The following is a 21,324-nucleotide window of genomic DNA, read 5'->3' on the forward strand; positions in this document are numbered from 1 at the left end:
CAGCACCCGGAGGCACGCTCGTGCGCACGCTCGCGATCACCCAGAACCTCACCCTCGACGGCGCCGTCGAGATGCTCGACGACTGGTTCGAGCCCACCGCCCAGGCGGACCAGGCCGACCTGCTCGCCGAGCTGCGGCGCCAGGACGAGGAGGCCGACGCGCTGGTCGTGGGGCGACGGACCTTCGAGGACTTCCGGGGCTACTGGCGGCACCTCGACGACGCGGCCGGCATCGGCGCCTACCTCGACCACGTCGAGAAGTACGTCGTCTCCTCGACCCTCGCCGAACCCGGCTGGGAGCACACGACCGTGCTCGGCGGGGACCCGGTCGAGCAGGTGGGCGCGCTCAGGCGCGCGGCCGGGCGGGACGTCGTCGTGACCGGCAGCATCACGCTGTGCCATGCGCTGATCGCCGCCGACCTCGTCGACGAGTACCGGTTCTTCGTCTACCCGGTCGTGCAGGGACGCGGGCGGCGGCTCTTCCCCGACGGGGTGCGCATCCCCTCGCTCCGGCTCCTCGGGTCGCGCACGTTCGACGGCGGGGTCACGCTGCTGCGCTACGCCCGGGCCTGACGCGTCACACCGGCTCGGACCGTGAGACGAACGCCGCCCGCGTTGACGTGGGCGCGGCCGGGACGCTCGACTGCGCGCGTGACGACCGAGCTCCCGCGCATCACGCGCCTCGCCTTCCTGACCCCCGGCAACTTCCCCGACGACGACCCGGCCACCGGCCTCGAGCACACGCTCGAGGTCTTCGAGACGGGGGAGCGGCTCGGGTACGGGGGCGCCTGGGTCCGCCAGCGACACCTGGAGCACGGGGTGTCGTCGGCGGTCGTGTTCCTCGCGGCCGCCTCGCAGCGCACGAGCCGCATCGAGCTCGGCACGGCCGTCATCCCCGTCGGCTACGAGAGCCCCTGGCGGCTCGCGGAGGACGTCGCCACCGCCGACGTGCTGTCGGGCGGCCGGCTGCAGGTGGGGCTGTCGGCGGGCACGCCGCCGCACGTGGAGCTCATCGGCGAGCGCGTGTTCGACGGCGACTGGTCGGGACAGGACTTCTCCCACGCCCGGATCGAGCGGCTCGCCGAGAACCTGCGCTCCGACTACCTCGGCGACGAGTCCACGGTGGTCCGCTCGCCCGGCAACGTCCAGCGTCCGCGGCTCCAGCCGCGCGCGGAGGGCATCGTGGACCGGCTCTGGTACGGCGCCGGGTCGTGGCGCTCGACCGCGTGGGCCGCGCGGACCGGGCTGAACCTGCTGAGCGGGAACATCGTGGCCGGCGAGGACAGCGACGACTTCGCGACCCAGCAGCAGCTCAACGTGCGGCGGTACCGCGAGCAGTTCGTGGGGTCGCGTGCGCCGCGGGTCGCGCTGGGGCGGGTCCTCCTCCCGCTCGACGGCGCCGACCGCCCCACGCGCGAGCGGTACCGCGCGTACGGGGCGAGCCGCCGCGCCCGCACGCTCGGGCCGCAGGGCGAGCGGCGCACGCTGTTCGCGCGCGACCTCGTCGGCACGTCCGAGCAGATCCTCGAGGCGCTCGCCACGGACGTCGCGCTGCGCGAGGCGGGCGAGCTGCGGCTCGAGCTGCCCTACGAGCTCGAGCGCGAGGACTACGAGCAGATCCTCACGGACGTCGCCACGACGATCGCGCCCACCCTCGGCTGGAGCCCCGAGGGCACGGAGGTCCCCTTCACCGGGCTCGACGTCGCGTCGCCGTCTCGCGTGCTGACACCGGCCTCCCCGGACGTCGTCTCACGACCGTAGGCTGGAACCATGTCGACCCTCGCCCACGAGACGCAGACCCACGCCACGTCCCGCACGGCCGCCCCGGCCCCGGGCGGTGCCCCCGCGGCCGACGTCGAGGACGCGGTCCGCGCGGTCGCCCGGCGGGCCAAGGTCGCGTCGCGTGCCCTCGCGACGGCGAACCGCGCCACCAAGGACGCCGCCCTCGAGGCGCTCGCGGACGCGCTCGTCGCGGCCACGGACGAGATCGTCGCGGCGAACGCCGTCGACCTCGACCGCGGGCGCGCGTCGGGCCTCCCCGACGGGCTGCTGGACCGGCTCGCGCTCACGCCAGCGCGCATCGCCGGCATCGCGGACGCGCTCCGCGAGCTCGCGGGCCTCCCGGATCCCGTGGGCGAGGTCGTGCGCGGCCAGACGCTGCCCAACGGGCTGCGGCTGCGGCAGGTGCGGGTGCCGATGGGTGTGGTCGGCATGATCTACGAGGCCCGGCCCAACGTGACCGTCGACGCCGCGGGGCTCGCGCTGAAGAGCGGCAACGCGGTCGTCCTGCGGGGCGGGTCAGCGGCGGCCGGGTCGAACCGGGTGATCGTCAGCGTCCTCGGGCGGGCCCTCGAGGCCGTCGGGCTGCCCGCCGACCTCGTGCAGTCCGTCGACGAGCACGGCCGCCCCGGCGGCGTCGCGCTCATGCGCGCGCGGGGGCTCGTCGACGTGCTCGTGCCGCGCGGCGGTGCGGACCTGATCCAGACCGTGGTCCGCGAGTCGACGGTGCCCGTGATCGAGACGGGCGTCGGCAACTGCCACGTGTACGTCGACGCGAGCGCGGACGAGGCCATGGCCCTCGAGATCCTGCTCAACTCCAAGACCCAGCGCGTGGGGGTCTGCAACGCGGCCGAGACGCTGCTCGTCCACGCCGACGCCGCACCCACGTTCCTCCCGACCGCGCTCGCCGCGCTCGCGGAGGCGGGCGTCGTCGTGCACGGGGACGCCGAGACCGAGCGCCTGGCGCCCGAGGGCGTCGAGGTGCGTCCCGCGACGGACGAGGACTGGGCGACCGAGTACCTCGCCCTCGAGATCGCGGTGCGGGTGGTGCCCGACCTCGACGCGGCCCTCGACCACGTCCGGACCTGGACGTCGGGGCACACCGAGGCGATCGTGACGCGGGACCTGCCGTCCTCCGAGCGGTTCGTGGCCGAGCTCGACTCGGCGGCGATCATGGTCAACGCGTCCACGCGGTTCACCGACGGCGGCCAGCTCGGGCTCGGCGCCGAGATCGGCATCTCGACGCAGAAGCTCCACGCCCGCGGCCCGATGGGCCTCGCGGAGCTCACGACGACCAAGTGGGTCGTCCACGGCGACGGCCACGTGCGCCCCTGAGCGATCCTCCGGGCTGTGGGTCACCTGACCCAGCGGACGTGAGAGACTGGTGCCGCCCGCCAGCCTGGCCCTCGTGGTCGGACGGCGGACGACAACCTGTCAGGCGCGACGCGGCGGCGTCGCGAGAGCGTAGGAGGACTCGTGTCCGCAGCTGTTCTGGTCGCCGAGAAGGTCAACGAGCTCCCGGTCTCCCCGTACGTGTACGGCGGCACGGCCCTCGCCATCCTGGTGGGCCTCCTCGCCATCACCTTCGCGTTCCGCAGCGTCGGCACGCGCCACTGAGAGCCGGGAGAGCCCAGGGTGCGAGCGCGCTCTTGGACGCGTCTGCAGACCCGACACCCGTGGTACCGATGAGCGACGCGCCCGTGCGCCTGGGCGTCATGGGCGGGACGTTCGACCCCATCCACCACGGGCACCTCGTGGCCGCGAGCGAGGTCGCGGCGCGATTGGCTCTCGACGAGGTCGTGTTCGTCCCGACGGGGCAGCCGACCTTCAAGCAGCACCAGCGCGTCACGGCTGCCGAGCACCGCTACCTCATGACGGTGGTCGCGACCGCGTCGAACCCGCGCTTCACGGTGAGCCGCGTCGACGTCGACCGGGGCGGGCTCACGTACACGATCGACACGCTGCGCGACCTCAAGACGCAGCGGCCCGCGGCCGAGCTGTTCTTCATCACCGGCGCGGACGCGATCGAGCAGATCCTGCGCTGGAAGGACGTCGACCAGCTCTTCGAGCTCGCGCACTTCGTGGCCGTGACCCGGCCCGGTCACCACCTGTCCCTCGAGGGCCTTCCGCCGGACCGGGTGACCATGCTCGAGGTGCCGGCGCTCGCCATCTCCTCGACCGGTGTGCGGGAGCGCGCCGTCTCCGGTCTTCCCGTCTGGTACCTGGTTCCCGACGGGGTCGTCCAGTACATCAACAAATACGGTCTGTACGAAGGTCCTGCGGCATGAGCGATCAGAGTGGATCCAACCCGGGAGGCGGCGCCCCGCTGACGCGTCGCGAGGTGCGCGAGCGCGAGCAGGCGCTCGCGGCGGCCCGCGACGAGCAGCAGCGCGCGGCCGAGCGCCGGGCGACGCTGGAGCGGCTCGCGCGCGAGCGCGCCGCGCAGCAGCCCCAGCCGGCGCCACGTCCCGCGCCCGCGCCGTCGGCCCAGCCTCCGGCGGCTCCCCGGCCCGCGCCCTCGAGCCCGCCGCCGGCCGCCCACCCGTCGGGATACCAGGCCGCCGGGGTCACCGCGCCGTGGGGGCCGGCCGCCGGTTCGCCGCCGCCCGCGCCGGCGACGCCGCCCGCTCGCCGGTCGTTGCGGGACAGCGGCCAGCCCGCCCCGGTCGTGCGCCCGCCGGCCGGTATCGCGAGCACCCGCGCCGTGGACGCGACCGGCCGCCTCATGCCCGTCCAGCCCGTCGCACCGCCGAGCGCCGCGCCCGCGCCGGCCGCCCCCACCGCCGGGCAGCAGCCCGCGGCGCCGACGCGGACGTCGATGCGCCCGGCATCGGCGGCCGCGGTAGCCCCCGCGTTCGGCTCCACGAGCGGAGCCCCGGCGCCGGCGTTCGGTCCGACGAGCGGGGCTCCCGCTCCCGCCCCGGCCGCTCCCGCACCGGCGCCCGCTCCCGCGGCGCCGTGGGCGTCGACGACGGGCGCCGCGTCGGCGGCTCCGTCGTTCCCCGCCGCGGTCCCTTCGACGTCGGAGCCTGCTCCCGCGGGCTACGTCGACGACCCTTCCGCCACCGTGGTCGCCCCGTGGGGCGCCACCGGCGCCGAGGCGCCCGTCGCCGCGACGGCCATGGCGTTCGCGCCGACCGCCGGCGGCCCGGTCCCGGCGCCCGACCTGACGCCGGCCTACGCGGACGCTCAGGGCGGCTACGACGACGCGGACGACGAGATCGAGCCCCCGCGTCACGCGTACACCTGGCTGCACTACCTCATCCTCGTCGCCGTCGCGTTCGTGCTCGGACTGCTGATCTGGCAGCTCATGCTGAGCGGTCACGGCGCCGGACCGCGGACGGCCTCCGGGAGCGCTCCCACCGTCCAAGCCCTGCACGACCCCGTGCAGCACGACCCCGAAGGAACCCTGTGACCGCATCCGCACGCGCCGTCGAGCTCGCGGTGGCCGCCGCGCGCGCCTCCGCCGACCTCAAGGCCGAGGAGATCATCGCCCTCGACGTGAGCGAGCAGCTCGTCCTCACCGACGTGTTCGTCATCGCGTCCGGCACCAACGAGCGGCAGGTCGGCGCGATCGTCGACGCCGTCGAGGAGGCCCTCCACAAGCTCGGCGCCAAGCCGCTGCGCCGCGAGGGCAAGGGGGAGGGGCGCTGGGTCCTGATCGACTTCGGCGACGTCGTCGTGCATGTGCAGCACGCCGAGGACCGCGTGTACTACGCGCTCGAGCGGCTCTGGAAGGACTGCCCCGTGATCGAGCTGCCCGCGGACGTGGTCGCGGGCGCCGACGCGGAGTGACGCGCCGGTGAGCGCGCGCACCCTCGTCCTCGTCCGGCACGGCCGCACCGAGTGGAACGCCACCGGGCGTCTGCAGGGCCACGCGGACGTCGCACTCGACGACGTCGGGCGCTGGCAGGCCCGGCGCGGCGCCCAGACGCTGTTCCGCCGGCACAAGGCAGCGCTCGTCGTCGCGTCGGACCTCACCCGTGCCGCCCAGACCGCCCAGGCGTACGCCGACGCCGCGGGCGTGCCCGTGGTGCTCGACGCGCGGCTGCGCGAGCGCGGGTTCGGCCAGTGGGAGGGCATGACGGGCGAGGAGCTCGTCGGAGGCTGGCCCGAGCAGTACGCGGCGTGGCGCCGCGGCGAGGAGCCGAGCGGCATCGGCGCGGAGACCAAGGCGGCGGTCGCCGCTCGCATGGTCGACGCGATCGGCGCGTACGCCGACGAGCTCGAGCCCGACCAGACCCTGGCGGTCGTCTCGCACGGCGCCGCCATCTCCCTGGCGATCGCCGCGCTGCTCGGTCAGGACGCGTCGTACTGGCGGGGGATCGCCGGGCTCAACAACGTGCACTGGTCGCAGCTGAGCCGTGCGTCGGCCGGCGCCGTGCCCGACTGGCGCCTCGTCACGCACAACGCCGGGCCCGACTACCCCCTCGACGAGTGGAACTCCGGACCGGCCGATCTGGGCGACGACGCGGATTGGATTTCCGCGCCGGGTTCCGCCTAGACTGACGACGCTCCGCAGGACGGAAATCGTCCGGCGGGACGTCTCGGGGCTGTGGCGCAGCTGGTAGCGCACCTGCATGGCATGCAGGGGGTCAGGGGTTCGAGTCCCCTCAGCTCCACCGAAGTGATGACGAGAGAGAGCCCGGCCGATGGCCGGGCTCTCTTTTTCGTTGCCTCACGATGCCCGTGGCGCCGGGCTCGCCTGGCAGCCGTGTGCTCCCTGCTGCTCGCAGGCTGGGACGATGGGTGCATGCCCGCTCCGCCCCGCGCCGGTCTCACCGTGAGCCCGCAGCTCACGATCCCGCGTGCCGAGCTCCGGGAGCGGTTCTCACGCTCGTCCGGCCCGGGTGGGCAGGGCGTGAACACGACGGACTCTCGTGTCGAGCTGTCCTGGGACGTCGACCGGTCGGCCGTCCTGACGCCCTCCCAGCGCGAGCGGATCCGCGCCCGGCTCGGAGCTCGGCTCGTCGACGGCGTCCTGACCGTGGTCGCCTCGGAGCATCGCGAGCAGCTCCGCAACCGGGACGCGGCCGCGGGGCGCCTGGCCGCCGCGGTCGCCGACGCCCTGGCCGAGCCGTCACGGGGCCGTCGGCCCACGCGGCCGACCCGCGGCTCCCAGGAGCGGCGCCTGACCACCAAGAAGCAGCGCTCGGCGACCAAGAGCCTCCGCGCCTCACGCCCCCGCCGCGACGACTGACTCGTGGTCCCCGCCTGACCGGGCTGGCGAAATCCCGGCGCCCCGGAGTGCTCGGGCATGGGATCCTGGGGCCTCTCCCCGCTGAAAGGAACCACCGTGGGTCACCTCGAGGTCGCGCACGTCGAGTACGTGCTGCCGGACGGGCGCGCCCTGCTCGACGACGTCTCGTTCCGCGTGGGCGAGGGGAGCGCGACCGCGCTCGTCGGTGCCAACGGCGCGGGCAAGACCACGCTCCTGCGGCTGCTCTCCGGGGACCTCGCGCCGTCGTCGGGCACGGTGACGCGCAGCGGCGGGCTCGGGGTGATGCCGCAGTTCGTGGGGTCGGTGCGCGACGCGACCACGGTGCGCGACCTGCTCGTCTCCGTGGCGCCGGCGCGCATCCGCGACGCCGCGCGGGCCGTGGACCGGGCCGAGCTCGCGGTCATGGAGGTCGACGACGAGCCCGCCCAGATGGCGTACGCGCAGGCGCTCGCCGACTGGGCCGACGCGCGCGGCTACGAGGCCGAGACGCTGTGGGACGAGTGCTCGACGGCGGCGCTCGGCATGCCCTACGAGCGGGCGCAGTGGCGCGAGGTCCGCACGCTGTCCGGGGGCGAGCAGAAGCGGCTCGTCCTCGAGGCGCTGCTGCGGGGGCCCGACGAGGTGCTGCTGCTCGACGAGCCCGACAACTACCTCGACGTGCCGGGCAAGCGGTGGCTCGAGGACGCCCTGAGGAGCACCCGCAAGACCGTGCTGTTCGTGAGCCACGACCGGGAGCTGCTGGCCCGCGCCGCGGACCGGGTCGTGGCGCTCGAGGCCGGGCCCGGCGGGGCCGACGCGTGGGTCCACGGCGGCTCGTTCGCGACCTTCCACGCCGCCCGGCGCGAGCGGTTCGCGCGGTTCGAGGAGCTGCGGCGGCGCTGGGACGAGAAGCACGCCCAGCTCGTGCGGCTGGTCCGGGACCTGCGTCAGGCCGCGGCGAACAGTCCCGACATGGCGTCGCGCTACCGGGCGGCACAGACGCGCCTGCGCAAGTTCGAGGAGGCCGGCCCGCCGCCCGAGCCGCCGCGCGAGCAGGACATCACGATGCGGCTGCGCGGTGGGCGGACGGGTGTCCGGGCGATCACGTGCGAGAACCTCGAGCTGACCGGCCTGATGCGGCCGTTCGACCTCGAGGTGTTCTACGGCGAGCGGGTCGCGGTGCTCGGCTCGAACGGGTCGGGCAAGTCGCACTTCCTGCGGCTGCTGGGCGGCGACGACGTCGCCCACACGGGCTCGTGGCGGCTGGGTGCGCGCGTCGTCCCGGGGTCGTTCGCGCAGACCCACGCGCACCCGGAGCTCGTCGGGCGCACCCTGCTGGAGATCCTGTGGGAGGACCACGCCCACGACAAGGGCCGCGCGATGCCGGTGCTCGGACGGTACGAGCTCATCGTCGCCGCCGACCGCCCGTTCGAGAAGCTCTCGGGCGGCCAGCAGGCGCGGTTCCAGATCCTCCTGCTCGAGCTGAGCGGCTGCACCGCCCTCCTGCTCGACGAACCGACCGACAACCTCGACCTCGAGTCGGCCGACGCCCTGCAGGAGGGCCTCGAGGCGTTCGACGGCACCGTCGTCGCCGTCACGCACGACCGCTGGTTCGCGCGCTCCTTCGACCGGTTCCTCGTGTTCGGGTCGGACGGCGTCGTGCGCGAGACCGACGAGCCGGTCTGGGACGAGCGCCGGGTGGCGCGGGCGCGCTGAGGCGCTCGCCGGTGCGTCGACCGTGGTCAGCGCACCGGCGCGTCCGCGGCAGGTGCGCTCGCGACCGCGGCGACCTGCGCCCGGGCCCGGGCGATCGCGTCCGGCCCCGCGCCGGCGTCGGCGAGCGTGAGAACGGCCGCGCCGACGATGGGCCGTTCCCGCGTGGGGCGCAGCTCGGCGCGGGGGAACGCCGGTGCGATGGCGTCGCGGACCCGCGCAAGGAGTCCCGGGTCCCCGGCCGCCAGCACCCCGCCGCCCAGGACGACCGGGACCGGAGTGTCGCGGAGGTCGAGCCGCTCGAGCGCGACCCGCGCGAGGAGTGCGATCTCGTCGCCCAGGTGGTCGACGATCGACCGCGCCACCCGGTCTCCGTCGCGCGCGGCGGCGAGGACGACGGGCGCGAGGCCGGTGAGGTCGTCGTGTGCGATCCGACCGAAGTGCAGCCCCTCGACGACGGCGGTGAGGTCGCGCTCGCCGAAGTACCGGGGGATGAGCGTCGTGAACGCCGTGGATCCGCCGCGACCGTCCTCGGCGCGGGCCGCGTACCAGAGGGCCTCCTGCGCGATGCCCGAGCCGCCGCCCCAGTCTCCCGAGATCGGGCCGAGGGCGGGGAACCGGGCGTCGCGCCCGTCGGCCCGGACGCCCACGCAGTTGATGCCCGTGCCGCACACGACCGCGACCGCGTCGGGGGCGTCGGTGCCCGTGCGGAGCAGGGCGAACATGTCGTTGTCGAGGTGCACGGGCGCCTCACGCGCCCACGCCAGGTCGGCGACGGCCGCGCGGAACGTCGTGATCTCCTGCGGCAGGTCGAGGCCCGCGAGGTAGGCGCCGACGGCCGCCACGGGGAGCCCCGCGTCGGCGCGCACCCGCGAGACGAGCTCGTCGACGACGCCGACCGCCGCGGCGAGCCCCCGGGTCTGGGCGTTCGAGGCGCCGCCACGAGCGAACGCGAGGACCGTGCCCTCGAGGTCGACCGCGACGGCGTCGGTCTTGGAGCCGCCGCCGTCGAGCGCGATCACGGCGTGCGAGCGTGGGTCGGCCGCGTACGCGCGAGGGGTGTCGTCTGCGGTCATCGTGCCCACGCGAGGTGCTCCTTGTTGGACGCGAGGAGCAGGTCCGTGAGCTTCTCGGCGCGGTCCCACTGCCCGACGAGCGGGTGGGCGAGGAGGGCGTGCAGCACGCGGTCGCGGCCGCCGTGGAGCGCGGCGTCGAGCGCGAGCCGCTCGTACCCGGCGACGTGCGAGACGAGACCTACCAGGTCGGGGGAGAGGGTAGGGAGCTCGGTGGCGACCGGGCCGTCGGCCGTGACCGTCGCCGGAACCTCGATGACGTGGTCGTCGGGCAGGAACGGCAGCGAGCCGTCGTTGCGGAGGTTCACGACCTGGACGTCCCGCGCGTCGGACAGGAGCGACGCGATCAGGTCGACGGCCGCCTCCGAGTAGTAGGCGCCGCCGCGCTTCTCGAGCAGCTCGGGCTTGGTGTCGACGTGCGGGTCGGCGTAGAGCTCGAGCAGCTTGTTCTCGACCTCGCGGACGGCCTCCGCGCGCGTCGCGGACCGGAGCTGCTCGCGCAGCACCTCGTCGTGCGCGTAGTAGTAGCGCAGGTAGTAGCTCGGGACCGACCTCAGCATGGTGAGCAGGTCCGCCGGCAGCTCGACCTCGGACGCGAGGTCGCCGAGGTGGGTGGAGAGCAGGTCGCCCAGGACCTCGCGCTCCCCGACGTGGACCCCGAGCTCCCAGGTGAGGTGGTTGAGGCCGACGTGGTCGAGCCGGACGTCGCGGTGGTCGACGTCGAGCAGGCGCGCGAACCGGCGCTGGAAGCCGATCGCGACGTTGCACAGCCCGACGGCGCGGTGGCCCGCCTCGAGCAGCGCGCGCGTCACGATGCCGACCGGGTTGGTGAAGTCGACGATCCATGCGTCGGGCCTGGCATGGCGCCTGACCTGCTCGGCGACGTCGAGGACGACCGGAACCGTGCGCAGCGCCTTCGCGAAGCCGCCCGGCCCGGTGGTCTCCTGGCCGAGCACGCCCGCGTCGTGGGGGAACGTCTCGTCGCCCTGACGGGCCTCCTGCCCGCCGACCCGGAGCTGGAGGAGCACGACGTCCGCGTCGGCGACCCCCGCCGCGACGTCGCGGTGCAGCGTGACCTTGCCCGGGTGGTCGACCCGCGCGAACATCCGCTGCGCCATCCCGCCGACGAGTGCGAGCCGACGCTCGTCGACGTCCACGAGCGCGAGCTCGTCGATCGGGAGCTGGTCGCGCAGGCGCCCGAAACCGTCCACGAGCTCGGGCGTGTACGTCGACCCGCCGCCTACCACCGCAAGTTTCATCTCTTCGTCCCGTCGTTCTCGGTTGGTGCCGGACTGCGAGGGGACCGACGCCCCCGGGCCGCCGGTCGTGGTCAGTCGATCTGCCCCGCGACGTCGAGCAGGCGGTCGCGCAGCCCGCGGGCGAGGACGTCGCGCGCCCCCTCCAGGACGGGGTCGTCGACCTGGCTGGCGGCGACCCGGGTGTGCCAGGGCGTCGACGCCGAGAGCCAGTGCGCGACGAGCCCCGCCAGCCGGTCGCCCCCGGCGCCGGCGGGCGGGCCGGCGAGCACCAGCAGGCCGGGGTCGAGGGTCGCGAGCACCGGTGCCACGGAGAGCGCGATGCGCCGGGCGACCCGGTTGAGCGTCTCGTCGTGGCCGGCGATCGCGAGGAGCGTGGCGGCGGCGTCGTCCGGGTCGGACCCGGGGACCGCCTGTCGGGCCGCGAGGTCGAGCACCGCCTCGACGCTGAGGAGGTGGTGGATGGTCGGCGGGTCGACCGGGTCGGTGAGCTGGACGTCCGCCGGCACGGGCAGGTAGCCGATCTCGCCCGCCGCGCCCGCGACCCCCTGCACGACGACGCCGCCCAGATCGACGGCGAGGCCGACGCCGGGTCCCATCCAGAGCTCGACGAAGCCGGGCGAGCCCTGCCCGGCGCCGTGCACGCGCTCCGCGACCGCGGCGAGCTTCACGTCGTTGTCGAGCTGCACCTCGCACCCGAGCGCGTTCGCGATCGAGGTCCGGACGCCGGTCGTGGGCCACCGCGGGAAGTCGTCGGCGAAGCGCAGCGCGTCGGTCACCGGGTCGACGGACGCGGACACGCCGACGACGGCGAGCCGGAGCGCCGCGCGCTCGATCTGGCCCGCCCGGCACGCCTCGGAGACGATCTCGGCGACCTCCCCGATCCCGGCCTGGAGGTCGCGGTCGCGCCGGGCGGCGCCGAGCTCGCGTCCCTTGACGTCGACGACCGTCGCGGCGATCGCGTCCTGGTCCGCAGCGATCGCGACACCCACGTGCCCGGTGTCGACGACGTCGTACGCGGCGGCGTCGGGCCCGCGGCTGGTGGAGACCCGGGCGACGGAACCGATGATGCCCTTGCCCTCGAGCCGCTGCACGGCCTGGGCGGCGGTCTGCTTGGAGAGGCCGGTGAGGGTGCCGATCCGCGCCCGCGTCAGCGGGCCGTGCTCGAGCATGAGCTCGACGACCCGACGGTCGTTGAGGGCGCCCACCAAGGCGGGGCCGGTCGTTCCGGACATCGCTCGTCTCGCTCTCGGGTGCAGGGGTGATGGTCGAGGATCCTCGGATGCTAGCAGGAGTCCTGACTGTGGGTGCGTCTCTCACTGTGCCACACGACACGAATGGTCGTGACGCGATCGACTCAGATTCGTAACATGCCTGCTCTTGGCACGCGAGGCTTCCGGGTGCAGACTGTCAGGAATCTTGTCCATAGGACGTCGTCGTCGTGGAGGTAGCCGTGAGAATCACCCTTCGAGCCCGTACACGTGTCGCGGCGATCGCCGCCGTCGCGGGAGCCGCCGCGCTCGCACTCTCCGGATGCGGCAGCGGCGGGGACGGCGGCGGCGAGACACCGATCGCCTCCGCGGCCCCGAGCCACCTCTCAGGCACCGTGAGCCTGTGGCACTTCTTCTCCGACCGTGAGGCCAAGGTCATCCAGGGAGTCGTCGACGACTTCGAGAAGGCCAACCCGGGCGTCAAGGTCGTCGTTCATCCCGGCCAGGACGACGAGAAGCTGCGCAAGGCGATCGCCGCCGGCAACGACGTCGACGTCGCGGTCTCCTACTCGACCGACATCGTCGGGAACTTCTGCCAGTCCGGGGCGTTCCAGGACCTGGCGCAGTACATCCAGCGCGACAAGGTCGACCTCGGCCAGCTGCTGCCCACCGTGCGCAGCTACACCGAGTTCGACGGGACCCGGTGCGCCATGCCGGTGCTGGCCGACGCGTACGGCCTCTACTACAACAAGAACCTGCTCGCGAAGGCCGGGATCGCCACGCCGCCCAAGACGCTCGACGAGCTCGAGGCCGACGCGGTCAAGCTCACCACCTACAACGCCGACGGCTCGATCAAGACCCTCGGCTTCAACCCCTGGATGGGCTACCAGGAGATGGCGCCCGCGCACCTCGCCCCGGCGACCGGCGCGAAGTGGCTGGACGAGAACGGCAAGTCGCTCGTCGGTACCGACCCCGGCTGGAAGGAGCTGATCGAGTGGCAGAAGGCGTTCGCCGAGAAGATCGGCACCGACAAGCTCAAGAAGTTCACCGCGGCGAGCGCCGACGAGTTCTCCGCCCAGAACGACTTCGAGATCGGCCGGGTCGCGATGAACCTCGACGGTGAGTGGCGCGTCGCGTTCATGAAGGACCAGGCGCCGAAGGTCGACTACGGCACCGCGCCCTTCCCGACCGGCTCGGACCACACCGACCTGTACGGCGGCGGGTACCTCACCGGGAACATCGGCGGCATCGCCAAGGGCTCCAAGAGCCCCGAGCTCGCGTGGGCGCTCCTCAAGTACCTCACCACCGACACGGCCGCCGTCGTGAAGCTCGCGAACGGCCTGCAGAACGTCCCGACGATCACGTCGGCCTACGACTCGCCCGATCTGGTGCGCGACCCGCAGTTCGAGACGTTCCTCAAGATCGCGCAGAGCCCGCACAGCCTGACGACGCCGCCCAGCCCGAACGGCGCCGGCTACCAGCTGGCGTTCGGCGACTGGTGGCAGAAGTACCAGTCGCAGCCGGGAACGAGCGACCTCGACGCCGAGCTGAAGAAGGTCGACGACCAGATCAACGCGGCCGCGTCCCTCAACTCGGTCCCCTGACCGGCCCGGAGGACCCGATGACCGCCCTGTCCGACACCCGCCCGGCCGGGGTGCCCAGCACCCCGGCCGGGGCGCCGGCACCTCGCCGACGCTCCGGCCTGCGCCGCCACCGCCAGCGGGTCGCGCTGCTGCTCGTCGCGCCCGCGCTGCTCGGCCTGCTGATCTTCTTCGTCTATCCGCTGGTCGCCACGGTGTTCTACTCGTTCACCCACTACGACCTCGTGTCGTCGCCCCGCTGGGTCGGCCTCGCCAACTACAAGTACCTGTTCACGCAGGACCCGAGCGTCGTCCAGGCGGCGCGCAACACGCTGTGGTTCGTCGTCTTCATGGTGCCGATCCGGATCCTGTGCGCGGCCGTGGTCGCGGCGCTGCTGACGCGCCCCCGCCGCTCCACCGGCGTGTTCCGCACGGTGTTCTACCTTCCGGCTCTCGTGCCGCCGGTGGCCTCGGTGCTCGCGTTCGTCTACCTCTTCAACCCCGGCCTCGGGCCCGTGAACCGGGTCCTCAAGGTGTTCGGGATCGAAGGGCCGCTCTGGTTCAACGACCCGCAGTGGGCCAAGCCGTCGCTCCTGCTCCTCGCGATCTGGATGATGGGCGACGTCATGATCATCATCCTCGCGGCGCTGCTCGACGTGCCGCGGGACCAGTACGAGGCGGCGTCGATCGACGGCGCCAAGGGCTACCAGAAGGCCTGGTACATCACGGTGCCGAACCTGCGGCCCGTGATCGTCTTCTCGGTCGTCACCGGCGTGATCGCGGCGTTGCAGTACTTCACCGAGGCCGCCGTCGCCGCGGGCGTCGCGTCCGGGAAGGCGCTCGTGGGGGAGGGCACCGGCTCGGGCCTCGGCTACCCCGAGGGTTCGACACTGACCTATCCCCAGTGGCTGTACGTGGAGGGCTTCAGCAACTACGCGCTGGGCTACGCGTCGGCGCTCGCCGTCGTCCTCTTCGTCGTCGCCGCCGCGTTCGTGGTCTTCCTCCTGCGGCGCACCAAGTCCTTCACCGGGAGCGGATCATGACCCAGCTCGACGCCACCCTCGACGTCGCGGTCGGCCCGGGCGCGGCGGGGACCCCGCAGCCGCCCGTAACCCACCGGCGGCGTCAGCCCGCTCTCCTCTGGGTCGCCGAGCACGTGGTCCTCGTGACCCTCGCGGCGCTCTTCGTGGCGCCCGTGGTGTTCGTCTTCCTCACGTCGGTCATGAACAACGACCAGGCGCTCACCTCGAGCCTGTGGCCCGACCACTGGGCGTGGAGCAACTACGCCCACGTGTTCCAGGTCGCGCCGCTCGCAGCGTGGTTCGGCAACTCCGCGCTCTACGCGGTGCTGGCGACGGCGTTCATGCTCGTCTCGTCGATCCCGGCCGCCTACGCGCTCGCGAAGATCGAGTTCCGGGGGTCGGGCCTGCTGTTCATGGCGATCATCGTCGCGATGCTTCTGCCGCCCCAGGTGGTCTCGATCCCGCAGTACGTGATGTGGACCAAGCTGGGCCTGACGGGCACGCTCTGGCCGTTGATCCTGCCGAACCTGCTCGGGGACGCGTTCTCGATCTTCCTGCTGCGCCAGTTCTTCCTCACGATCCCGAACGAGTACACCGAGGCGGCCCGGATCGACGGCGCCGGCGAGCTCCGGGTGATCTGGAAGGTCGTCCTGCCGATGGCGAAGCCCGGCATCGCCGCGACCGCGATGTTCCTGTTCTTCCACTCGTGGAACGACTATTACGGACCGCTGCTGTACACGTCGGAGGCCGAGCCGGACCACTGGCCCGTGGCGCTCGGCATGGCCACGTTCAAGGGGGCGCACTCCGTCGACTGGTCGACGACGATGGCGCTCACGATGCTCGTCATGGTGCCTGTCGTGGTGCTCTTCTTCTTCGCGCAGCGGGCGTTCGTCGAAGGGGTGACGCTCACCGGCGTCAAAGGGTGACAGCTGCGCGGCACCAGACGGCCCGGCTCGGCGTCGTCCCGCCCGGCTCCCGCGAGACCGTCCCGCTCACCGTGTCGGCTCGGGAGTTCCTCGCCGTCACGGCAGCTGGATGTCGCCGTCCACGTAGTACCAGCGCCCGTCCTCGCGGACGAACCGTGACCGTTCGTGCAGGACCCCGAGGGCACCGTCGTCGTCCAGGTACGTCGCACGGAACTCGACGACGCCGGTGGTGTCGGTGGCGGCCCCGTCGACCACGTCGACGATCTGCAGGCCGCGCCACCGCGGGTTGTCGGACAGGTCCAGGTCGTCGGGACGCGTCGAGGGATGCCAGGTCGCGACGAGCCACCCCGCGTCGCCGGACCGGAACGCGGCGAAGCGGGAGCGCATGAGGCCCTCGGCGGTGGCGGGTTGATCGGTCATGCCACCAGCCTCGCAGGTTCCCGTGGTGGCGCGCCGGCCGCTCCTGGGCGCGCGCCCGGCGCGGCGTGCTCCGTGTCGTGCAGCGGGGCGCCGCGCGTGAACCGCGTCAGACGGAAGCTCCCCAGGCGACGGTCGTCGGGCGGCCGAGGTCGAGGGGCAGCGCGGCCGCCGCGCGCTCCACGGCCTCCCGTCCGGGTCCGTCGAGGGAGCGCCACGCCTCGACCACGACGCGGTGCGCGGCCCGCCGCCAGGTCCCCACCACCTCGCCCCCGACCAGCACCGCGCCCGGCCAGACGCGCGGCGTCCAGAGCAGGCCGCGGCGGTCGACGGAGGGCACGAGGAGCTCGCGATCGACGCCTTGAAGCAGCGTGTAGGTGTCGCCGCACGGCAGCAGGCGCGCGACGCGCGGTGCCGGGTCGACGACCGCGGCGCGAAGCGTGTCCTCGTCGGCGGCCAGGGCCCGAGCGTCGCCGACGGGGGTGCGAACCGCGATCAGCTCGTCGTCGAGCGCCCCGAAGATCGACCGGGCGGCGGACGGGCGCACGCCTGCCCAGGCGGCGTATCCCTCGACCGTCCCGGGCCCGAGGACGTGGAGGTAGCGGCGGACAAGCTCGCGCCGCGCGGCGGCGGCGTCGACGTCGGGTGGGGGTGCCGCTCGCACCGTGGGGCGGTGCGCGCCGTCCCACCGGAGGAGGACCCGTCCGGTCGGAGCCGCGTAGCGCAGGGCGTTCGGGTGCACCCCGAGCGGGCGGGCGGCGTCGGCGTAGTCGAGCTCGTCGTCGCCGAGCACGCCCGCGAGCCGCTCAGCAGTATCGACGGCGCGCGCGAGTCCGTCCGGGTCGTCCGGCAGGCGTCCTAGCGTGAAGACGGCGAGGTCCTCCCGCGCGACCGCGTAGGCGGCTTGGCCGGGGCCCCACACCTGCACGAGGGGCGGCTCGGCCGAGGCGCGGGGCCCGACGCCCTCGACCCGGGCGTGGAGCGACAGGACCGCGGCCCTCGGCACGCTGTCCTTGAGTCCGGCGGTGGCCGCGCGCCGGACCGACGCCGGCCCCGCAGGGAGCTGCTCGTCGAGCGCCGAGACGGACCTGCGGTGGCCGAGGACCTGCGCCCGCGTCACCGAGAGCATCACGCCACGAGGATGCCCCCGATCGTGCGGGCCGGCACGCGCAGCCGGATGCGGGACTCAGCCCACGGCCCGCCGGACGAGCTCCGCGACCCGCGCCTCGTCGTCGGCGGTGAGGGCCGTGACGGCGAACTCGGACGGCCACATGGTGCCGTCGTCGAGCTGCGCGACGTCGTTGAACCCGAACGTCGAGTAGCGCATCTTGAACTTCGAGGCGGGCTTGAAGAAGCACAGCACCTTGCCGTCCTTCGCGTACGCGGGCATGCCGTAGTACGTGCGGGGGACGAGGGTCGGGGCTACCTCCGTCACGATCTCGTGGATCCGCTGGGCGAGGCTGCGGTCGGGCTCGGGCATCGCGGCGATCTTCTCGGCCACCGCGGCCTCGCCCTCGGCGCGGTCGGTGGACGCCTTGAGCTCCTTGGCGCGCTCCTTCATCGCGGCGCGCTCGGCCGCGCTGAAGCTCGCCTTCGTGTCTGTCGTGGTGGCCATGATCGGTCCTCTCGTCGTGCCGTCGTGGGAACGGGTCCCACGCTAGGCGGCGAGCGGCGAGGCCGGCTTCTCGAATCCTGACCGCTTGCGCTGGACCTCGACGCCAGCTGCCGTGCGGGTCCAGCCGGTTGAGCGTCGCGACGACGTTGACGCTCGTGTCGGGCTGGAGGCGCAGCCGCGCAGCGAGGCGGAGGAGAAGCCGCGGCTCCTGGCGGGGGTGGGCGCCCAGACGTTCGGGTGAGCCGGGCCGTCGGCGCTCAGGCGAGTCGTGCCGCCTTCGCTTCGAGCACCGCGCGCTCCGCGCCGTTGCCGCATCGCTCCGCCGCCTCGAGGTACGAGCCGCGGGCCTCGGCACGGCGGTCGAGCCGGGTGAGCAGCTCGCCGCGCACCGCCGGCAGCAGGTGGGAGCGGGCCAGCGACGCCTCGGCGGCGAGGCCGTCCACGATCCGCAGGCCGGCCGCCGGGCCGCTGGCCATCGCGACGGCGACGGCCCGGTTCAGCTCCACGATCGGCGACGGCGCGACACGGCCCAGCGCCTCGTAGAGCACCACGATCCGGTCCCAGTCGGTCTCGGTCACCGAGGGCGCGACCGCGTGGCACTCGGCGATCGCGGCCTGGAGCCCGTACGGCCCGAGGCCGCGGCCGACCCCGGCGGCGGCCCGCAGGGCGGCCCGACCACGCCGGATCGCGTCCCGGTCCCAGCGGCGCCGGTCCTGGTCCTCGAGCAGGACGGGGTGTCCGTCCTGGTCGAGCCGGGCGGGGAAGCGGGCGGCCGTGAGCTCGAGCAGCGCGAGCAGGCCGAGCGGCTCGGGCTCGGGTGCCAGACGCGCGAGCGACCGGGCGAGCCGCAGCGCCTCCGATGCCAGGTCGGTGCGGATCCAGGCGTCGCCTCCGGTCGCGGACGAGCCCTCGGTGAAGACCACGTACACGACGCTGAGGACGGACCCCAGACGGGCCGCCCGCTCGTCGGGCCCGGGAACCGCGAACGGGACCTGCGCCGCCGCCAGCGTCTTCTTGGCCCGGGTGATCCGGGCCTGCACGGTGGGGACCGGCACGAGGAACGCGGCGGCGACCTCCTCGCTCGTCAGGCCGCCGACGACCCGCAGCGTCAGGGCCACCCGCGCCTCGGGGGACAGGACCGGGTGGCACGCGGTGAACATGAGGGCGAGGACGTCGTCGTCGACGGCGTCCGGGTCGAACAGGGCGTCGGGCCCCGGCGTCGCCTCGTCCAGCTCGCGAGCGAGCGCCGCGTAGCGTTCGTCGCGGGCGGACCGGCGGCGGAACGCGTCGACCGCCCGCCGCCGACCGACCGTCAGGAGCCAGCCCGCGGGCTCGGCGGGGACTCCCTTCGTGGGCCAGGTGGCGAGGGCCTCCGCGAGGGCCTCCTGGGCGACGTCCTCGGCGAGCGCGAGGTCGCCGGTGAACCGGGCGAGCGCGCCGACGACGCGGGCGGACTGGGTCCGCCAGACCGCCTCGACGGCGCGCCCGGCCCGATCCGGGCCCTCGGTCACAGCTGCCCGGTCGACTCGCGCCAGGCGCGCTCCTTGCGGATCCACTCGTTGTCCTGGGGGAACTCGTCGATCTGCGTCACGCGGCGGACCTCGATCTTCGCGCCGTCGGTGTAGGGCATCCGGCGGACCCAGGCCACGGCGTCCTCCGCGGTGGGCACGTCGAGGATGTAGTAGCCGCCGAAGAGCTCCTTGGTCTCGCCGTACGGCCCGTCCGTGACGACAGGCTCCTCGCCCGTGAAGTCGACGACGACGCCGTTCGTCGCGTCGTCGAGTCCCTCGGCGGCGAGCAGCACGCCGGCCCGGATCAGCTCGTCGTTGAAGCGGCCCATGCCGTCGAGGATCTCCTCGAAGGGGATGCCCTGGAACTTCGCGAGGGTGTCATCCGTCGCTCGCATGATCAGCATGTACTTGGCCATGGTGGTGCGCTCCTTCGTCCTGGAGGGATGCCTGCCAACCCTCTCATCCTCAGGTCGAACGGGCGCGGCCCGGATCGACAGGTCGAGCCGGCCGGCTCGGGAGCGCGGGCACGGTGCTGCTGGCGGCCGGTCGCGAGAGCGGGAACACGGGCCGACCGCTCGCCGTTATGTCACCAGTACGTTGCACGCAGTTGCTGGAAGACGGCAGGAGGACTGATGACGCGAGCAGGACGAGTCGAGTTCGAGAACGACCTGGGCGAGACGGTGGTCTACGTCCGGCACCCCAACGGCGAGGGACTGGTCTCGCCGCGGGCGTTCGTCGAACCCTCGGCACGCATCGCCCGTACGGCCTACGTCGAGGAGGGCGCGCGGGTCGGCGCCCGGACGAGCGTCGGCGCCGGAAGCTGGATCGACCAGGGCGTCTCCGTGGGCGCCGACGCCGTGATCGGCACGAACGTCCACGTCGGGCGCGGTTCCACGATCCGCGACGGCGCGCACGTCGGCGCCGGGTCCCGGCTCGGGCACGGGGTCCGCATCGGCCGCGCGGCCCGCGTCACGCCCGACAGCATCGTGGCCGACGACTCCGTCGTCCGGGGTAGGCGCGTGCGTCGCGGCGAGGACTTCGACGTCGCCGCCTGACGCTCAGGGCTGACACGCAGCCTCAGCGCTCGCACGGCGCGGTCGCTCCTTCCGAGGGGTGGCCGCGCCGTCGGCGTTCGAACCCTCGGTTTCGCAGCGAGTGGACCGGCCGCAAGCCGCTCCGACTGTGCGTCATCGCGGACGTTCGCGCCGGGACCCCTTTGCTGTCATGACCCCGTTGCGTACGCCGCTGTCAGGTCGTGGGCACGCGGTAGCGCCGCGCCGGCGCGAGCCCAGGGATGTCCACGACGTCCTCGAGGAGGTCCCCGCATCGCTCGATGACGGCGGCCGAGCCGACGTTGTCGGTCGCGCACGTGACGAGTGTGCGCCCGACGCCGAGGTCGCGGGCGATACCCAGGCCGGCTCGTAAGAGGGTGGTGCCGTACCCGCGCCGGCGATACGCGGGGCGCACGCTGAAGCCGATGTGCCCGCCGACGCGCGCGAGGGTCGGAGTCAGCGCACGTCGGACGGAGACTCGACCGGCCCACCGGAGCCGAGCCGTGCGACCCGGGCAAGGTAGGCGTTCCACGGCTCGCCCGCCTCGAAGAACGGGAGGAAGGCGAAACCCTCATCCGCCAGCTCGCGGTGTCCGGCCTTCGCCGACGCCTCGTCGTCCATGCGCAGCCCGCGCAGCTCCGGACTCGATCGACCGGCGCGACGGTCGGTTGCGCCGCGGTCGGTGTTCGTGACCGTCGTTGTGTGCGGTCGCGCCCCGATCGCTGCACGCGATGCCCCGCGATACCCCTCCCGTCGGTTCGAACATGTGTTCGAGGGAATGTCAGTGGCTCGGTGTTGACTGGGGGCATGACGACGGCGGCGACGGTCCCGGTGGGTTCGGAGGTCTCGTCGTCGTGCCTGGATCCGGGCGCGGTGTTGGGCGCGACCGGGGCCGAGCGTGCGGAGACGATCGGTGACCTGGTGCGGGCGGTCGGTCAGGTGGAGTCGATGATCCGGACCGCGACGGCGT

24 protein-coding genes and 1 tRNA gene are annotated in these 21,324 nt (G+C 73.7%); 15 read left to right on the forward strand and 10 right to left on the reverse strand.

The window, feature by feature from the left end:
* The first annotated feature begins 20 nt into the window (after positions 1-20).
* The 11 genes from ACLQ14_RS18745 (at position 21) to ACLQ14_RS18795 (ending at position 8,694) form a co-directional block, all read left to right on the forward strand.
* Complete coding sequence (locus ACLQ14_RS18745) at positions 21-572, forward strand: dihydrofolate reductase family protein (RefSeq protein WP_425815845.1); 552 nt, start codon at positions 21-23, stop codon at positions 570-572.
* Positions 573-650: 78 nt separating this feature from the next.
* Positions 651-1,760 carry an LLM class flavin-dependent oxidoreductase gene (locus ACLQ14_RS18750; protein WP_425815847.1) on the forward strand — a complete coding sequence of 370 codons (1,110 nt, stop codon included), beginning with the start codon at positions 651-653 and terminating at the stop codon, positions 1,758-1,760.
* A gap of 9 nt (positions 1,761-1,769) precedes the next feature.
* Positions 1,770-3,113 carry a glutamate-5-semialdehyde dehydrogenase gene (locus tag ACLQ14_RS18755; RefSeq protein ID WP_425815849.1) on the forward strand — a complete coding sequence of 448 codons (1,344 nt, stop codon included), beginning with the start codon at positions 1,770-1,772 and terminating at the stop codon, positions 3,111-3,113.
* A gap of 141 nt (positions 3,114-3,254) precedes the next feature.
* Complete coding sequence (locus ACLQ14_RS18760) at positions 3,255-3,395, forward strand: hypothetical protein (RefSeq protein ID WP_425815851.1); 141 nt, start codon at positions 3,255-3,257, stop codon at positions 3,393-3,395.
* A gap of 68 nt (positions 3,396-3,463) precedes the next feature.
* The gene (gene nadD / locus ACLQ14_RS18765; protein WP_425815853.1) at positions 3,464-4,066 is read left to right on the forward strand and encodes a nicotinate-nucleotide adenylyltransferase; all 603 of its coding nucleotides are present in this window, start codon (positions 3,464-3,466) and stop codon (positions 4,064-4,066) included.
* Positions 4,063-5,193, forward strand: a complete 1,131-nt coding sequence (locus ACLQ14_RS18770; RefSeq protein ID WP_425815855.1) for a hypothetical protein — start codon at positions 4,063-4,065, stop codon at positions 5,191-5,193. The genes nadD and ACLQ14_RS18770 overlap by 4 nt, the downstream gene beginning before the upstream one ends.
* Positions 5,190-5,573, forward strand: coding sequence for a ribosome silencing factor (gene rsfS, locus ACLQ14_RS18775; protein WP_425815857.1), 384 nt, complete (start codon positions 5,190-5,192; stop codon positions 5,571-5,573). Before ACLQ14_RS18770 ends, rsfS begins: the two co-directional genes overlap by 4 nt.
* A gap of 7 nt (positions 5,574-5,580) precedes the next feature.
* The gene (locus ACLQ14_RS18780) at positions 5,581-6,282 is read left to right on the forward strand and encodes a histidine phosphatase family protein (RefSeq protein ID WP_425815858.1); all 702 of its coding nucleotides are present in this window, start codon (positions 5,581-5,583) and stop codon (positions 6,280-6,282) included.
* A 45-nt stretch (positions 6,283-6,327) separates the two neighbouring features.
* A tRNA-Ala gene (locus ACLQ14_RS18785) sits at positions 6,328-6,400 on the forward strand.
* A 131-nt stretch (positions 6,401-6,531) separates the two neighbouring features.
* A complete protein-coding gene (arfB, locus tag ACLQ14_RS18790; RefSeq protein ID WP_425815859.1) occupies positions 6,532-6,978 on the forward strand; it encodes an alternative ribosome rescue aminoacyl-tRNA hydrolase ArfB in 447 nt (148 codons plus the stop codon).
* 96 nt (positions 6,979-7,074) lie between these two features.
* Entirely contained in the window at positions 7,075-8,694 is a 1,620-nt protein-coding gene (locus tag ACLQ14_RS18795) for an ABC-F family ATP-binding cassette domain-containing protein (RefSeq protein WP_425815861.1), read from the forward strand.
* A gap of 26 nt (positions 8,695-8,720) precedes the next feature.
* Here the strand turns inward: ACLQ14_RS18795 and ACLQ14_RS18800 are convergent, their stop codons facing one another.
* The 3 genes from ACLQ14_RS18800 to ACLQ14_RS18810 all read right to left on the reverse strand — a co-directional run bounded on the left by ACLQ14_RS18800 (position 8,721) and on the right by ACLQ14_RS18810 (position 12,255).
* Complete coding sequence (locus ACLQ14_RS18800; RefSeq protein ID WP_425815863.1) at positions 8,721-9,767, reverse strand: N-acetylglucosamine kinase; 1,047 nt, start codon at positions 9,765-9,767, stop codon at positions 8,721-8,723.
* The gene (locus ACLQ14_RS18805) at positions 9,764-11,023 is read right to left on the reverse strand and encodes a 6-phospho-beta-glucosidase (protein ID WP_425815865.1); all 1,260 of its coding nucleotides are present in this window, start codon (positions 11,021-11,023) and stop codon (positions 9,764-9,766) included. The genes ACLQ14_RS18800 and ACLQ14_RS18805 overlap by 4 nt, the downstream gene beginning before the upstream one ends.
* A gap of 71 nt (positions 11,024-11,094) precedes the next feature.
* Complete coding sequence (locus ACLQ14_RS18810; protein WP_425815867.1) at positions 11,095-12,255, reverse strand: ROK family transcriptional regulator; 1,161 nt, start codon at positions 12,253-12,255, stop codon at positions 11,095-11,097.
* A gap of 218 nt (positions 12,256-12,473) precedes the next feature.
* On the opposite strand from ACLQ14_RS18810, the gene ACLQ14_RS18815 reads away from it, so the two are divergent.
* Genes ACLQ14_RS18815 through ACLQ14_RS18825 form a run of 3 tightly spaced genes read left to right on the forward strand, consistent with a single transcriptional unit; the run spans position 12,474 to position 15,759 of the window.
* Complete coding sequence (locus tag ACLQ14_RS18815) at positions 12,474-13,835, forward strand: ABC transporter substrate-binding protein (protein ID WP_425815869.1); 1,362 nt, start codon at positions 12,474-12,476, stop codon at positions 13,833-13,835.
* A 17-nt stretch (positions 13,836-13,852) separates the two neighbouring features.
* Positions 13,853-14,854 carry a carbohydrate ABC transporter permease gene (locus ACLQ14_RS18820; RefSeq protein WP_425815871.1) on the forward strand — a complete coding sequence of 334 codons (1,002 nt, stop codon included), beginning with the start codon at positions 13,853-13,855 and terminating at the stop codon, positions 14,852-14,854.
* Complete coding sequence (locus ACLQ14_RS18825) at positions 14,851-15,759, forward strand: carbohydrate ABC transporter permease (protein WP_425815873.1); 909 nt, start codon at positions 14,851-14,853, stop codon at positions 15,757-15,759. The genes ACLQ14_RS18820 and ACLQ14_RS18825 overlap by 4 nt, the downstream gene beginning before the upstream one ends.
* A gap of 96 nt (positions 15,760-15,855) precedes the next feature.
* On the opposite strand, the gene ACLQ14_RS18830 is transcribed toward ACLQ14_RS18825, so the two are convergent.
* The 5 genes from ACLQ14_RS18830 to ACLQ14_RS18850 all read right to left on the reverse strand — a co-directional run bounded on the left by ACLQ14_RS18830 (position 15,856) and on the right by ACLQ14_RS18850 (position 19,718).
* Positions 15,856-16,179: a YchJ family protein gene (locus ACLQ14_RS18830; RefSeq protein ID WP_425815875.1), complete on the reverse strand. Its 324-nt coding sequence runs from the start codon at positions 16,177-16,179 to the stop codon at positions 15,856-15,858.
* A gap of 106 nt (positions 16,180-16,285) precedes the next feature.
* Positions 16,286-17,305: a DNA glycosylase AlkZ-like family protein gene (locus ACLQ14_RS18835; protein WP_425815888.1), complete on the reverse strand. Its 1,020-nt coding sequence runs from the start codon at positions 17,303-17,305 to the stop codon at positions 16,286-16,288.
* A 57-nt stretch (positions 17,306-17,362) separates the two neighbouring features.
* Positions 17,363-17,791: an iron chaperone gene (locus tag ACLQ14_RS18840; protein WP_425815877.1), complete on the reverse strand. Its 429-nt coding sequence runs from the start codon at positions 17,789-17,791 to the stop codon at positions 17,363-17,365.
* Between the two features lie 257 nt (positions 17,792-18,048).
* Positions 18,049-19,302 (reverse strand): RNA polymerase sigma factor, encoded by a 1,254-nt coding sequence (locus ACLQ14_RS18845; protein WP_425815879.1) that lies wholly within the window; start codon positions 19,300-19,302, stop codon positions 18,049-18,051.
* Positions 19,299-19,718 carry a YciI family protein gene (locus ACLQ14_RS18850; protein WP_425815881.1) on the reverse strand — a complete coding sequence of 140 codons (420 nt, stop codon included), beginning with the start codon at positions 19,716-19,718 and terminating at the stop codon, positions 19,299-19,301. Before ACLQ14_RS18850 ends, ACLQ14_RS18845 begins: the two co-directional genes overlap by 4 nt.
* 216 nt (positions 19,719-19,934) lie before the next feature.
* Here ACLQ14_RS18850 and ACLQ14_RS18855 point away from each other — a divergent pair, with 216 nt between their 5' ends.
* Entirely contained in the window at positions 19,935-20,357 is a 423-nt protein-coding gene (locus ACLQ14_RS18855; RefSeq protein ID WP_425815883.1) for a DapH/DapD/GlmU-related protein, read from the forward strand.
* Positions 20,358-20,550: 193 nt separating this feature from the next.
* Here the strand turns inward: ACLQ14_RS18855 and ACLQ14_RS18860 are convergent, their stop codons facing one another.
* Both ACLQ14_RS18860 and ACLQ14_RS18865 read right to left on the reverse strand, forming a co-directional pair.
* The gene (locus ACLQ14_RS18860; protein ID WP_425815885.1) at positions 20,551-20,886 is read right to left on the reverse strand and encodes a GNAT family N-acetyltransferase; all 336 of its coding nucleotides are present in this window, start codon (positions 20,884-20,886) and stop codon (positions 20,551-20,553) included.
* On the reverse strand, positions 20,811-20,975 hold the full coding sequence (locus ACLQ14_RS18865; RefSeq protein ID WP_425815890.1) for a hypothetical protein: 165 nt from the start codon (positions 20,973-20,975) through the stop codon (positions 20,811-20,813). Before ACLQ14_RS18865 ends, ACLQ14_RS18860 begins: the two co-directional genes overlap by 76 nt.
* Positions 20,976-21,324 lie beyond the last annotated feature (349 nt).

Origin of the sequence: Luteimicrobium sp. DT211 (assembly GCF_049844995.1) — a bacterium.
Lineage (GTDB): Bacteria > Actinomycetota > Actinomycetes > Actinomycetales > Cellulomonadaceae > Luteimicrobium.

Excerpts from the sequence above, each read along its gene's own strand:
- ACLQ14_RS18835 (WP_425815888.1), bottom strand. The coding sequence starts at position 17,305 with ATGCTCTCGGTGACGCGGGCGCAGGTCCTCGGCCACCGCAGGTCCGTC.
- ACLQ14_RS18855 (WP_425815883.1), top strand. The coding sequence starts at position 19,935 with ATGACGCGAGCAGGACGAGTCGAGTTCGAGAACGACCTGGGCGAGACG.
- ACLQ14_RS18850 (WP_425815881.1), bottom strand. The coding sequence starts at position 19,718 with ATGGCCAAGTACATGCTGATCATGCGAGCGACGGATGACACCCTCGCG.
- ACLQ14_RS18865 (WP_425815890.1), bottom strand. The coding sequence starts at position 20,975 with ATGGACGACGAGGCGTCGGCGAAGGCCGGACACCGCGAGCTGGCGGAT.
- ACLQ14_RS18840 (WP_425815877.1), bottom strand. The coding sequence starts at position 17,791 with ATGGCCACCACGACAGACACGAAGGCGAGCTTCAGCGCGGCCGAGCGC.
- ACLQ14_RS18805 (WP_425815865.1), bottom strand. The coding sequence starts at position 11,023 with ATGAAACTTGCGGTGGTAGGCGGCGGGTCGACGTACACGCCCGAGCTC.
- nadD (WP_425815853.1), top strand. The coding sequence starts at position 3,464 with ATGAGCGACGCGCCCGTGCGCCTGGGCGTCATGGGCGGGACGTTCGAC.
- ACLQ14_RS18810 (WP_425815867.1), bottom strand. The coding sequence starts at position 12,255 with ATGTCCGGAACGACCGGCCCCGCCTTGGTGGGCGCCCTCAACGACCGT.
- ACLQ14_RS18830 (WP_425815875.1), bottom strand. The coding sequence starts at position 16,179 with ATGACCGATCAACCCGCCACCGCCGAGGGCCTCATGCGCTCCCGCTTC.
- ACLQ14_RS18825 (WP_425815873.1), top strand. The coding sequence starts at position 14,851 with ATGACCCAGCTCGACGCCACCCTCGACGTCGCGGTCGGCCCGGGCGCG.
- ACLQ14_RS18755 (WP_425815849.1), top strand. The coding sequence starts at position 1,770 with ATGTCGACCCTCGCCCACGAGACGCAGACCCACGCCACGTCCCGCACG.
- arfB (WP_425815859.1), top strand. The coding sequence starts at position 6,532 with ATGCCCGCTCCGCCCCGCGCCGGTCTCACCGTGAGCCCGCAGCTCACG.
- ACLQ14_RS18820 (WP_425815871.1), top strand. The coding sequence starts at position 13,853 with ATGACCGCCCTGTCCGACACCCGCCCGGCCGGGGTGCCCAGCACCCCG.
- ACLQ14_RS18800 (WP_425815863.1), bottom strand. The coding sequence starts at position 9,767 with ATGACCGCAGACGACACCCCTCGCGCGTACGCGGCCGACCCACGCTCG.
- ACLQ14_RS18770 (WP_425815855.1), top strand. The coding sequence starts at position 4,063 with ATGAGCGATCAGAGTGGATCCAACCCGGGAGGCGGCGCCCCGCTGACG.